This window comes from Pseudidiomarina sp. (assembly GCF_048267825.1).
Classification (GTDB): Bacteria; Pseudomonadota; Gammaproteobacteria; order Enterobacterales; family Alteromonadaceae; genus Pseudidiomarina.
Genome location: NZ_JBLWWR010000002.1, coordinates 16,769 through 29,565, shown reverse-complemented (window position 1 = coordinate 29,565; position 12,797 = coordinate 16,769). Strand labels below are relative to the sequence as shown.

Annotated in this window: 11 protein-coding genes; 4 read left to right on the top strand and 7 right to left on the bottom strand. The window is 49.3% G+C overall.

Annotated features, from left to right (window positions below):
• Nucleotides 1-75 precede the first annotated feature (75 nt).
• The gene (locus ACN0UN_RS03025) at nt 76-588 is read right to left on the bottom strand and encodes a type II secretion system protein (protein ID WP_417658675.1); all 513 of its coding nucleotides are present in this window, start codon (nt 586-588) and stop codon (nt 76-78) included.
• A gap of 124 nt (nt 589-712) precedes the next feature.
• Here ACN0UN_RS03025 and ACN0UN_RS03020 point away from each other — a divergent pair, with 124 nt between their 5' ends.
• From ACN0UN_RS03020 to ACN0UN_RS03005, 4 genes are read left to right on the top strand one after another with little or no spacing between them, the layout of a single operon-like run.
• Nucleotides 713-1,276, top strand: a complete 564-nt coding sequence (locus tag ACN0UN_RS03020) for a type IV pilus modification PilV family protein (RefSeq protein ID WP_417658674.1) — start codon at nt 713-715, stop codon at nt 1,274-1,276.
• Complete coding sequence (locus ACN0UN_RS03015) at nt 1,276-2,112, top strand: PilW family protein (protein ID WP_417658673.1); 837 nt, start codon at nt 1,276-1,278, stop codon at nt 2,110-2,112. Before ACN0UN_RS03020 ends, ACN0UN_RS03015 begins: the two co-directional genes overlap by 1 nt.
• Entirely contained in the window at nt 2,102-2,569 is a 468-nt protein-coding gene (locus ACN0UN_RS03010; RefSeq protein WP_417658672.1) for a pilus assembly PilX family protein, read from the top strand. Before ACN0UN_RS03015 ends, ACN0UN_RS03010 begins: the two co-directional genes overlap by 11 nt.
• Nucleotides 2,556-6,503 (top strand): DUF6701 domain-containing protein, encoded by a 3,948-nt coding sequence (locus ACN0UN_RS03005; protein WP_417658671.1) that lies wholly within the window; start codon nt 2,556-2,558, stop codon nt 6,501-6,503. Before ACN0UN_RS03010 ends, ACN0UN_RS03005 begins: the two co-directional genes overlap by 14 nt.
• A gap of 84 nt (nt 6,504-6,587) precedes the next feature.
• Here ACN0UN_RS03005 and ACN0UN_RS03000 read toward each other — a convergent pair whose 3' ends face one another.
• The 6 genes from ACN0UN_RS03000 to ACN0UN_RS02975 form a co-directional block, all read right to left on the bottom strand.
• Nucleotides 6,588-7,109 (bottom strand): type II secretion system protein, encoded by a 522-nt coding sequence (locus ACN0UN_RS03000; protein ID WP_417658670.1) that lies wholly within the window; start codon nt 7,107-7,109, stop codon nt 6,588-6,590.
• Between the two features lie 46 nt (nt 7,110-7,155).
• The gene (locus ACN0UN_RS02995) at nt 7,156-7,761 is read right to left on the bottom strand and encodes a type II secretion system protein (RefSeq protein ID WP_417658669.1); all 606 of its coding nucleotides are present in this window, start codon (nt 7,759-7,761) and stop codon (nt 7,156-7,158) included.
• Nucleotides 7,762-7,849: 88 nt separating this feature from the next.
• Complete coding sequence (locus ACN0UN_RS02990) at nt 7,850-9,070, bottom strand: type II secretion system F family protein (protein ID WP_417658668.1); 1,221 nt, start codon at nt 9,068-9,070, stop codon at nt 7,850-7,852.
• Nucleotides 9,063-10,820 carry a GspE/PulE family protein gene (locus tag ACN0UN_RS02985; RefSeq protein WP_417658667.1) on the bottom strand — a complete coding sequence of 586 codons (1,758 nt, stop codon included), beginning with the start codon at nt 10,818-10,820 and terminating at the stop codon, nt 9,063-9,065. The genes ACN0UN_RS02990 and ACN0UN_RS02985 overlap by 8 nt, the downstream gene beginning before the upstream one ends.
• A gap of 1 nt (nt 10,821) precedes the next feature.
• Nucleotides 10,822-11,886: a tetratricopeptide repeat protein gene (locus ACN0UN_RS02980; protein WP_417658666.1), complete on the bottom strand. Its 1,065-nt coding sequence runs from the start codon at nt 11,884-11,886 to the stop codon at nt 10,822-10,824.
• Nucleotides 11,883-12,797 carry an ExeA family protein gene (locus tag ACN0UN_RS02975; RefSeq protein WP_417658665.1) on the bottom strand — a complete coding sequence of 305 codons (915 nt, stop codon included), beginning with the start codon at nt 12,795-12,797 and terminating at the stop codon, nt 11,883-11,885. Before ACN0UN_RS02975 ends, ACN0UN_RS02980 begins: the two co-directional genes overlap by 4 nt.

The following is a 12,797-nucleotide window of genomic DNA, read 5'->3' as shown; positions in this document are numbered from 1 at the left end:
AATTTGGTGGACTGAATAACCGTGTAACTTTACCAAGCTGACACCGCGCGGGCAAGCGCGTTCTATCGGTTGTTTCTAGCTGCAACTGCCTACACGAATATAACCTTGGCTTTGAATGCAAAGGTTACGGGCGTTGGGGCCTGCTATTTGTATTTCGACACTGCTTTGACCACAATTTTCGGCGGCGGTTGCATGGTTCACCGATACAGGGCATCCAAGCGCGTTAAATCGCAGTTCAGACGCCGCACCTAGTATACTCGAAACAACTGTCAACGTGTTGTCATTGGGCACATTGATTAAGCGTTGTGCGTTGACTGCCTGCCCGCAATCATAGGGCGCAACCTGCGAACTGCTAAAAGAAACCCCATAACAACGGTTTACAACGTCCTGCATCGCCTGCTGCTGCTGTAACCGCAACAAGCTCATTAATTGCCTTTCTGTTACCACTTGATCAACGCCGCCAGACCCAAAAATACGTGGCCCAGCCGTAACGGCCAAAATACCAACCAATACAATAACAATAATCAGCTCTACAAGCGTGAAGCCTTGCTGATTATTTACATTTTTGCCGGTGTTAATGTTCCGCATATGGATCCAATTGTGCTCACTGGCTATGACTGACTATATATATGCAGTGTAAACGAAAAAAGTGTAGTATACAGAACAATATATCAACAAATTATAAGAAAAGTAGAAGCCTCGGAGTTTGTCCATGCTGCGCGATTCACCCATACACTATCGCGGTACCAGCAATCAGCACGGTTTTACGCTGATTGAAATTATTATCGGTATCGTCGTGCTGAGTATTTCTATTGTGCTACTGACGGTATTAGTGTTCCCGCAAGCGCAGCGCAGCGCTGAGCCGCTTTTGCAAGTGCGCGCAGCAGCACTTGGCCAGACCCTTATTGATGAAATAAGTGGTAAGTCATTTGATGAGAATAGTGATCGGCAAGGTGGTGTAATGCGCTGCGGTGAGGTTGGTGTGGCGCCCTGCACCCCACCAGCAGACCTTGGCCCCGACGGTGAACCCCGCGAAGATTTTGATGACGTAGATGACTACCATCAACTAGAGATAACCTACCCAGCTTTAGAGGATGCTTTGGGTGACGACATTGCTGCGCGCTATGCCGGCTTTAGCTTCGCCATCGATATTTGCTACAGCAATGACAGCGGTGTGTGCCAAGGCGCTGTGACTTTATATAAGCGCATTCAGGTATCGGTAACTACTTCGTTCGGCCAAACCTTCACGTTTACATCGATACGAGGGAACTATTGATGGATCGCAATCGCGGCTTCACACTGGTTGAACTCATTATTGTTATTGTACTTTTAGCAATAACCGGGCTATTCGTATTTAACTACTTAGGCTTTGGCGCTCAAATATTTCGCGATACCGCTGAGCGCGACCAATTAGTTTCTCAGTCGCGCTTTGCTGTGAATCGATTGACCTCCGAGCTGCGAAATTCAGTACCTCGTAGCATTCGTGTTAGTCTGGCTGACAATCAACGGTGTGTGGAATTCATGCCCATACTCGCTAGTAGCCAGTACTTGGATATACCGCGCCCGGGCCCGACAAGAAATAACCCTTTTGTTGCAATTTCACCCACCACCAATCAATCGCTGGTCGGCGGTTATTTATTCGTTTATGCCACCGACAGCAGCTATATTTATGGAGGCTCAAACCAGCGCAGAAAGGTGGTCACCAATGTTAGTGCTGTCACGCCCCCGCAAGACAATGTGGTGGAAATTGAATACAGCACCAATCCATCATTCTTCGGAGCTGAAAGCCCCGCCCGCCGCTACTACGTCGGCGGTGATCCGATAAGCTGGTGCTATGACGATGTGCGCAATGCGCTGGTTCGCTATGCAGGCTATGGCCGCACTATTAACCAGCCGTCACTGAGTACGTTGCAGATAAGTGCGGCAACCAGTGCCGAGCTGATGGCTGAAAATTTATTTAATAATTTGGGTGCTAATGAATTTCCGTTTTATCAATTCGAGGCAACCCTGCAGCGCAATAATTTAGTGCAAATTGACTGGCGTTTTAGCCGAACAGCTGATCAGGAACCGCTCCAACTATTACATGAGGTGCATATACCGAATGTTCCGTAAACCAAGCGTCTCAAGCCTACAACGACAACGCGGCGCGGCATTAGCCGTCGCGGTGTTCATTATCGTCGTGATGAGTTTAATCGGCACAGCCATGGTACGCATTTTGGGTGACTCCAGCAGCGCTACAGTCAGTGAAGTTTATGGTGCTCGCGCTCAAACAGCAGCGCGCACTGGTGCAGAAATGTTTTTGGTTGATCTTTTTCCACATAATGCCCCCGTTAATGGCAGCTTGTGTACTGACCGAACTCCCGATCCGCCCGCTCTGGCGCGGGCAGAACAAGTGTTTTCAATTAATGGGCTAACAAATTGTTCCACAACGGTTTATTGCGATAAAGCGGTATTGAGCAGCCCTTATTCTGGGGTGCACTTTCGTATCGTTGCCGAAGGAAACTGCGAGGTCGGCGATATGACCTATTCCAAAGAAATAATGCTGGAGGCAAGTGATGGGGTTTATTAAGACAGCACTAGGCTTGCTTCTTTTCTTAGTTGCCGGCGCGGCAGTAGCGCAAACGTATACCCTTTCCGGTAACGGCAATAACTGGGATGTCCCGCCCGGATGTACCGCTAAAAATAATACCAATGTGACCTGTGATGGATTAGTGCTGCAAGCCGGTGACACCATTATCACGGATGGTAAAACCATCATTGAGGTTACGGGTGATGTAAACCTGAACGGTGCTTCTATTTTGGTAGGCTCAAGCGGCGTTCCGTTAACCATTATTGCGAGCGGTAACATCACCACAGGTTTTCAATTCTCGGGAACCGTTAATTTTTCCGCGACTGGCAATATTTCTCTTGGCTATCAAAATACCATTACGGGGAATTTGGATGCCGCGCAGATTACCACCGGTGGGTTAAGCCAAATTACCGGTAACTTAACCGGCACCCAAATCACCACCAGCTATCAGGATACAATCGACGGTTCACTGAATGCATCCGATAGCATTGATGTAAACGGTCAAAATAATATAACGGGTGCGATTACCGGAACCAATTCAATTGTATTGCGCGCCGACAATTCAACCTTTGGTGGGCCAATTACAAGTTCCGGCGCTATTACTATTGGTAGCGGCCATGTCATTGATGGCAACATTTCCGGTACGGACGTAACCACAGATTCGCCGGTAACCATAACTGGCAATGTCACGGCAACCGGAACGTTCACGTTAGCCAGTGGCAGCTCAATGGACGGTAACGTAAGCGCCGAGAATGTGCTCATTTTGGCTTCAAACAGCAACATTCAAGGCACAGTTAACGCCACGCAAGACATCATCATTGGCAACGGTTCAGGAATAACCGGTAATGCTAGCGCGGACTTCATTCAATTAGAAGCCAGCAATGCATATATTACCGGTAATGCGACCGCCACAACGGAAATTCAAATCGATTGGCAGGGCACCATTAGTGGCGATGTTTCAGCCCCGACAGTTGAAAACAACGGTGGTAGCGTGGGTGGCACGACATACTGCGACGCCGGTGCAGGTTCAACCCCACCTGAGTGCGACCCAAGCACCCCACCTCCACCAGACAGCTGCTCATTATTTAATGATCTTGCTGATTTTGGCATTGTCGGTTCAAACGGCTTTAATGCGGGTAGCGGCTCGCAAATTAATAATAACGATATCATTGACGAGACCGGTACGGGCGGCAACACCCCTACTCCAGAGGGAACCATCGACACCGTTGATCTTGAGTTTCCGCCATTAGCCCCCGCAACCTTTCCGGTATATACCGGTTCGGGAACTGAGCAGAATGCCACCAATCTCGCGCCCGGGACTTACGGCACAATTCACACCCAAGGAGCCAATGCTGTTTCGTCCACGGTGGGCGGTGGCACCTATTATATTGAAGAAATTACCTTTTCGACCAACGCAAATACACTCAATTTGGCACCTGGCGATTACTTTATTAAAAGTATGGATTTGGGGAATAACTCGTCCATAAATATCGTTCCAGATGGTCCGGTTCGATTATTTATCCGTGACGGCGTATTTGGTGGCAATGATATCTCGTTCAACAGCACCGGAAATGTCGGGAATTTGGTGGTCTACCTGTACGAAGGTGCTGACTTCGTTATCGGTAACTACTGCAATAGCGGCAATAATTGTCCCGAGTTCACGTTTAACGGTCTTATCTATAGCCCCTATGAAACCACAGATATCAACTTTGGTAACAATACCAACTTTCAAGGCGGAGCTTTAACCGCTGGCACTGTCACCTTAGGCAGTAACGCAAATATCTCATACACCCCAGCAGTTCAAAGTGAAGTTAACGATGCCGCTGGGTGCACCCCTGAGCCTGCTGCTGTTGATCATTTCCGTATACTACACCCAGAGCGACAGCTTAGTTGCTTGGCTGCTGCAGTGGAAATTATCGCCTGTGCTAATAGTGATTGTACGGAAACATACGATGACACCGTAACTCTTACTGCAACAGCGAGTGTTACCGGAAGCACATGGCAAGGTAGTGCTGTGGTAAGTGCCACTGCAGAAAGTTCAAACTGGGAATTTTTGAACGGCACGGGCAACGCCAGCCTACGTAATGTCAGTGGTGGCGCTACCGCCATTAGCCTCACTAATGCCGTACCCACCGCAACTGCGTCGGTGCAATGTTATGACCCTTCAGGGGTCACGCCAACATCATGTGCGGTTGAGTTTGTCGCTGCGGGTTTAGCTATTACGGCAGCAGATGGCATCAGTAATGTACCGAGCGACTTTGCCGGCAATGATTTCACGCTGGCCTTACGGGCTGTGGAAACAAATACCACCACGGGTGCCTGTATGGCCCGAGTTGAAGGTACTCAGTCGGTCGATTTTGGCTTGGAATGCACCAACCCACTCACGTGTCAGGCAGGCCAGATTTTTTCGCTCAATAACGCGTCAATTCCATTAAATAATAACGGCACAGCCATAACCACAAGCCCGATAACGGTGAACTTCGACACTACTGGCACTGCTTTGTTGACGGGAAATTATACCGATGTGGGTCAACTGCGCTTACACGCCGAACTTGATTTAGCAGAAGATGCCGGTAACGGTGCCCCTGGCGTCACATTAACCGGAACCAGTATTAACGATTTTGTGGTGCGCCCGCATACGTTAGTCACAGCCGCGCTTGATGACTTAGAAAATATTTGGGTAGCAACGACCGACACGGGACCCGGTTTCACGGCAGCTGGTGAACCGTTTACACTCATAGTTCAGTCGCTCAATGCCGATGGCAACCCCACCCCCAATTTCGGCCAGGAAGTTATAGCGGCAGATGTCCTCGCAGAGTTTGATTCAATGGCTTATCCAATTCCGGCCGATCCGTCGAGCAATGCGAGTAAACTCACGATAACCAATCCGTTCACTCTCGACTCAACCTACAGCGGTGCTAAGCGAACGACAGGTGCGGTTTGGCGCGAAGCAGGCACGGTTAATTTACGTGCGCGACTAGGTGCTGATAGTTATTTAGGTGCCGGCGATGCATTTAATCGACTCATTAGCCCTATCGGGCGATTTTATCCTGATCGCTTTGTACTGAGCTCATCGAATGTTATCAATAGTTGCTCGACAGGCAACTTTAGCTACATGGGGCAGCCGACCATTGGCGTTGCCTATACCATTGATGCAGTAAATACGGCGGGCGTATTAACACGCAATTACAACAGTGCCAGTTACTCGGGCACTGCAGATTTCGAGCTCGTTGCCGCGCACACCACACCGCAAGACACTGTGGGCGATGAGTTTTCGACGCGCTTAGTCGCGCCAATAACCAGCACATGGGTGGCCGGACAATATACGGTTCCTACCACGCCATCAGTGCAGTTCAACCGCCGCCTTGATGAGGTCTCTGATGGCCCGTATCCGAATTTGCGCCTTGGCTTGCGTGTGCTTAGTGAACAAGACAATAGAGCCTTTGCGAGCGCCGCTTTAGTCACGCAGTCCGGCAATGCCACCGCGTTGAACGGTACGCTAGATCTACGTTACGGCAGAATGGTTCTTGAAAATACTTTTGGCCCTGAAAACGAACCTTTGCCAGTTGTCATGCGCAGTGAGTATTTTGACGGTCAACGGTTCACTCTTCATGGCGACGACTCATGCACCGCAACCACCCCGACGGCTCTAAATATTATTGACAACCCAAATGCCTTAGCGACAAGTGCCGCAGGTATCGACAGCGATTTGTTGCAGGGTGAATTACAACTCGGGAATCTGCTATGGTCTGCGCCAACACCACCCAATAACACGGGTGAGTTTCTATTCGAATACCAGACGGACAGTTGGTTGGAGTACCCTTGGCTGGACGAGGATGGCGGCGGGCATCGGTTTCCACGCGCAACAGCAGGCTTTGGCCAGTATCGAGGCAATGACAGGGTTATTTTTTGGATGGAACGGGTTGGGAACTGATTGGTGTTCGTTATTCGTTATTCGTTGTTAAACACGAGGCAATAAAAAAGCGCCCGCAGGCGCTTTTTTTATTTGGAAAACGAATTAACACCCTGTTGTCACAGTAGTAATTGTTGGGCGTGCGCCGGCTGTAATCACATCAGTGTACTCAACGTAGCACTCAGTAATTGTGGTATGGTCAGTCGCGTCGAAGGTAGCTGCTGGAGTCGTACCTGCTGGTGCAAAACGAACCACATTTGCCGTAGTGCCAATTGCGGCGTTGTCTGTATATGCGATGTCCCAATCAGCCGCTTCAATATTCAATGCAGCAGTAATGCCAGCCGCAGTTGCCGCTGGATAGCCGTAAACAACGTCGATAGAATCAACAACAACGTAATCTGGAGTCAGTGCACCATCATCCGCATCACCTTCAACGCCTGCAATCGCAGCTTTGCCATATACAAGATCAGACGAGCCATTCATTGCTGCTTTCAAACCGCTTAATGTTGATTCGCGGGCGTCGCTTGAGAAGTTGAAGAATTGTGGCGCGGCAGTTACGGCTAAGATGCCGAGTACCACGATAACGATGATCAGTTCGATCAGTGTGAAACCTTTTTGTGTTTTCATAACGCTTTCCCTTTTAAAAAATTAGGAGTATTCCCCAAACTATAAACTAATTATTACTAAAAATACTTACCCCACCGGTACGTGGGTTGTAAACAAACACGTTACCGACGGACAGATAGTCGGTGCCACTTGGCGCAGACGCCAAGTTTTTAATGGTATTTGCTAAGTAGTACACGCAAATATCATTGGTTCCGTTACTTTCGCGGGTCACGTAGTAACGGTTCTCACCCAACAGGGTAAAACTGGTTGTGGCGGTTGGAGCACCTTGCAAAATTGCCTGCATCAAAGTGCGGCAATCTTCACCGGTAATATTTAGGTCGTGGGCATTGAGGTTGTCGTCACCGCTGACTGGGTAACCGGTGCTGCCATCAACATTGACCGTTATGCCGTCCATAATGACTACAGCGCCGGCGCCATCAACATTGCCTTGTGGGCGTCCGCGCAGTTCCCATTCGGCGCGCACAAGGCCGACCGCGCTGGCAAAGCCACCGGCAACACCTTCCAGAGCCGCATCTTCTGCGTCAGCTGTCACACTGGTAAAGCGCGGTAACGCTGAGGCTGCTAACAGACCAAGTATGACAACTACAATAATCAGTTCAATCAGGGTAAAGCCTGATTGGTTCATTGTTGTTTTAGTTTGCACTGCTTGCATCCCTTATTCCCCGTGTGTTTATTATCATTTTTATAGAGAAACCACGCAAATATTAATGGTTATTCAATATTGTAGACTATTTGTTGTTTCAACGGCCGCGATACGCGTCCATCATCTCCCACATCGGTAAAAATACACCGAGTGCCATAACAGTTATTATAATCGCAACAAATACTAACATGATGGGTTCTATTCGCGCGGTCAAGCTCTTCAGATCATAGTCCACTTCGCGCTCATAGTAGCCAGCAACTTCAAACAACATTTCATCGACGCGGCCGGTTTCTTCGCCAACAGCTATCATTTGTAATACCAATGGCGTAAACAGTTCACTGCTCCGCGCTGTACGCGTCAAACTTTCGCCACGCTCAATGTTCCGTCGCATGTCATTAATGCGTTTGCTCATCCATGAATTATCAACTGCTTCCGCAACTAAACCTAAGCCTTGTGTCAACGGCACACCGGACTGCAACATAACCGCAAAGGTTCGGGCGAAACGCGCAAGTAATGAGCGCATAATAATATCGCCAACCACGGGCATATGCGTTTTCCAATGGTCCCATTTCAATTTACCTGCGGCTGTTTTTACATAATTTATTGCGGCACCAACCGCAACCACTGTAACCACTAACATGGCTGGCCACCAGTTCACAAAGAAGTTTGATGTTGCCAAAATAATTCGGGTTGGTAACGGAAGATCCACATTAAAATTAGCGAACATTTGTGCGAAAGGCGGAATCACCCAAATGTTAATGATCACGACAGCTGCAATCAGAGCCATCATAATAAATGTTGGATAACGCATGGCGGCTTTGATAGCTTTGCGGGTTTCTTGCTCTTTCTCTAAATACTCAGAAAGCTGCAAAAAAGCGCCTTCCAGCTCGCCCGTATTTTCACCAACGTGAACTATCGCCACCAACAGTCGCGGAAAAACGCGCTGGTGCGATGCCATAGCGCTCGAAAGCGGACGGCCACGTTCCAACTGCTCAACGATGTCTTTTAGTATTTTACCAAACCGGCGGTTACTGGTATTTTCAGCCAAGCCGTCAATAGCTCGCAGCAGCGGGATACCAGCTTTTGTTAACGCATACATTTGGCGTGTAAACACAATCAAGTCAGAAGTGGTAATACGCGGCTCAAATAATCTTCTTTTTGGTGCTACCGTCACGCCAATGCTATCAGCATGTATCGCCAGTGGCGTGACACCGCGGCGCAGCAACGTTTCGGCGGCAGAGCCTTCATTGGCCGCTTCAACGGTACCTTGCACAATATCTCCACCATGATCACGACCGCGATACTTGAAGTTAGCCATTCTGCCCCTCCACCGTCAGCGGAGTAATCCGCAGCTCTCTTTCTTCGACAGTTTCGGCGAGGAACAACACTTCATCAAGTGATGTTACTCCCTGACGCGCATAGTCGAGTGCAACGCTTGCCAGCGGCTTGAACTCCTCAGACTGACGTGCAGCTTGCGCAAATTCACGCATATTGCTGTCACGCAATGCGTCGATCATGGTTTCGTTCATTTCCAACAATTCAAACACACCAATTCGACCTTTGTAGCCGGTGTGATTGCAACTACGGCAGCCCTTGCCTCGCACAAAACCCGAGCCGTCGGCTGGAATACTTGCGTCCATGCGCCGCAATAATGTTAATTCGGCTGGTTCTGGGCTATCCGTCACTTTGCAATTTTCACAGACTCGGCGAATTAATCGTTGCGCTAAAACACCACGTAATGCTGCTCCAACTAAGTAAGGTGCTGCGCCCATGTCGATAAGTCGCAAGGCACTGGTAATCGAGTCGTTGGTGTGCAATGTCGTTAGCACTAAGTGACCGGTAATTGCGCCACGCAGACCTATTTCTACAGTTTCGTGATCGCGCATCTCACCCACCATGATCACATCAGGGTCTTGACGCAACGCCGTACGCAATACGTTTGAAAAGCTTAAGCCGATTTTACTGTTTACTTGCACCTGCGAAATTCGCGGCAACCGGTATTCAACCGGATCTTCAACAGTGATTATTTTTTTCTCAGCTTGGTTGAGTTCACTAAGTGCGCCGTACAAAGTGGTGGTTTTACCCGAGCCGGTTGGGCCCGTTACAATCAACATGCCATAGGGGCGATGGATCAACCGCCGCACCCGCTGTAAAATGTGGTCGGGCATTCCGGTTTGCTCAAGATGCAACAACCCAGCAGACTGATCGAGTAAGCGCATCACACAGGATTCGCCGAACTGAACCGGCATGGTCGAAACCCGCACGTCAATGCTGTGATCGCGCACTTTAATGTTGAATCGGCCGTCTTGCGGCATACGTTTTTCTGAAATATCGAGCCCGGCCATCAGCTTCAAACGCAACAACAACGCATTGGCGATATTTGTTTCGGTAAGTACGTTTTCTTGCAATACCCCATCAACGCGCATACGAATGCGTAATGCGCGATCATCCGGCTCGATATGAATATCTGATGCACGGACTTGAATGGCGTCAGCAAATATTGATTGCAATAACTTCGCAACCGTTGCTTCGTCATCATCGTCATCCAACGACAATGCGCCGAGATCAAATTCCGCGCCGTCTTGGGTTTCCGTTTGCAACTCTTTCGCAAACTGGGCAATGTCTTTAGTGCGACGATATAAATTATCGAATGCTTCGAGCAAATCAGCATCGGGAACTACCGCGAGCTTTAAGTCACGTGGCTGAATATATTGAGATATTGCATCAACGGCCGCCAGATCTGCGGGGTCACTCATGCCCACCAACGCAGTTTTTTCATCGGCTTCAATCACTAGAGCACGATGACGACGCGCCTGCACTTCCGGAATTAAGTTGACGACCTGCTCGGATATTTTGCGGTCACCCAATTCAATGAGCGGAATATTCAGCTGGCGAGCTAAGAACTCGAGCAAATCGTGCTCCGCAATAAAGCCCAAATCGATCAGTGTGACACCCAGCTTACGGCCATTTTGTTTTTGATCAGCCAATGCTTGCTGCAATTGGTTTTCACCGATCATGCCATCCTGAACAAGCAGGTCACCAAGACGCATTTTTAAGCGTGGACGCATGTTAGTAGCCCTCCAACACAGCTAAGCGCTGATCAATATAAGCGCGAGCGTCATTGCCGAGCTCAGGGTATTGTAAAGCCTGCTGGTAACAACGTACGGCAGCATCAATATTGTCGCCGTCTTCATAAGCAACTGCCGCCGCTAGCCACCAACGCTGCTCGCCATACTCTGCTGCCAGCGCAGTATAGTCTGCTGCGGCTTCATTGAAATACCCCAACTGAGTGGCGGCTGCAGCTCGCAGCTTCAATAACTCCTGCACTTCGGCAGCGTTCAAATCAATGGTGATTAATGCCGTATAGGCTTGCTCAACACGCCCAATACGTTCCAACATGCGCGCGTATAGTAATTGCCATTCACTTTGCTGGGGCTTCATATCCAGCCCCTGCTGCAATAACGTCAGCGCTCGTGTTGTCATGCCGCGGCCATACCAATAGGCGGCTAATTCCGACCGGACAATCACATGATCTGGTTTTACCATCAGCGCTTTTTCAAGCAATTCCTGGCCACGTGCTTGCTCGCCTTTTTCCAAGGCTTCGCGCGCTTTCGCTAAGTTCACTTCGGCAAGCTCAGTTGGTGAAAGTTGAACCCGCGTCACCGCAAATGAACTTTCTTTTTCTACGGGTTCAGGTTTGGGCTGCGCCACTGCGACGGGTTCTTGTTCTGACGGCTGGTCTTGCGGTTTCTGCTTCGCCAGTTCGCGCTCAGCTGGTTCTGGCGGCTCATCTTGAACTTGCTCGCGTGCACGAACATCGACAATCGCTTGTGCTTGCTTGGGCGGTTCCACCGCTGGTCGTACTGGCTCATCATTTACGGTTTGTTGCTCAGGCTTTGGTTCCATTTTTGGTGCAGTTACGATTGCGGCTGGCTCGCTCGGTGTTGTTTTATCAGAGTACATCCACCATAAATTTAACGCGCCAACAATCACCGCCGCACTGATAACCACAATCGCGACTATCCATAGCCAATGAATGGGTTGGGGCGCAACTGCAGCCGGTGTATAGGTTTGGTTCTTGGTCTGCTGCTGACGCTGGTCAAGGTCGCGCAACATGCGATTAATCACACTCATGACCATGCCTCCACAAACCAGTTTTGGCTGTAACCATAAGCCGCAAGGCCAACTAATAGCACTCCGGCGGCAAGCCACCACGGCCACGTTTGCTTCGGTAATGTCGCGTCTTCGGTGTCATCAACGGCCATGCGAACATGCTTCGCAGTGACTGGGTAAACACCTTCGCCGTAACACAGCAACAACGTTTTGTGACACAACACATTCGCCAGTCGCGGAATACCCCGACTTGCTTGGTGCAGCATGGTTACAACCCGACCATTAAAAATTGGCGCACCTTTGTAGCCAGCGATATGAAGCCGATGCGAAATGTACCGGGCCAGTTCATGAACGGTCATGGCCTGCAAGTAATAACTAAATGAAATGCGTTGACGCAATTGCCGGTGTTCCCGCGCAGCTAAACGTTCATTCAGTTCAGGCTGTCCGAACAGTACAATGTGCAACAGCTTACGGCTTTCCGTCTCCAGGTTAGAAATCAGTCGTAAAGCTTCAAGCGAGTCACTCGGTAGCGCTTGCGCTTCGTCCAGTACAATCACCACCGTGCGCTTTTCACCGTTAATTTCCAACAACCTTTGTTGTATGGCTTGCGTAACTAATTGCTGGCTACTGGCATCACTGATATCCACTTGTAACTCGCGTGCAATTTGGGCACGGAGTTCTTCAGGCGTTAAAAATGGATTGGGTATGTAAGCGGTCACATACTCGTCAGGCAGTTCGTTTAAAAGCTTTCGACATAACAGCGTTTTTCCAGTGCCCACTTCACCAACAACTTTGATAAAGCCTTCACCTGTTTCAAGCGCTGTTAACAGAACTTCTAATGCCGCACGATGCCCTTCTAGGTCACAATAGAAACTGGTATTCGGGGTTAGCGTAAATGGCAGTTCTGTTAAGCCGTAATGCTTTTGATACAT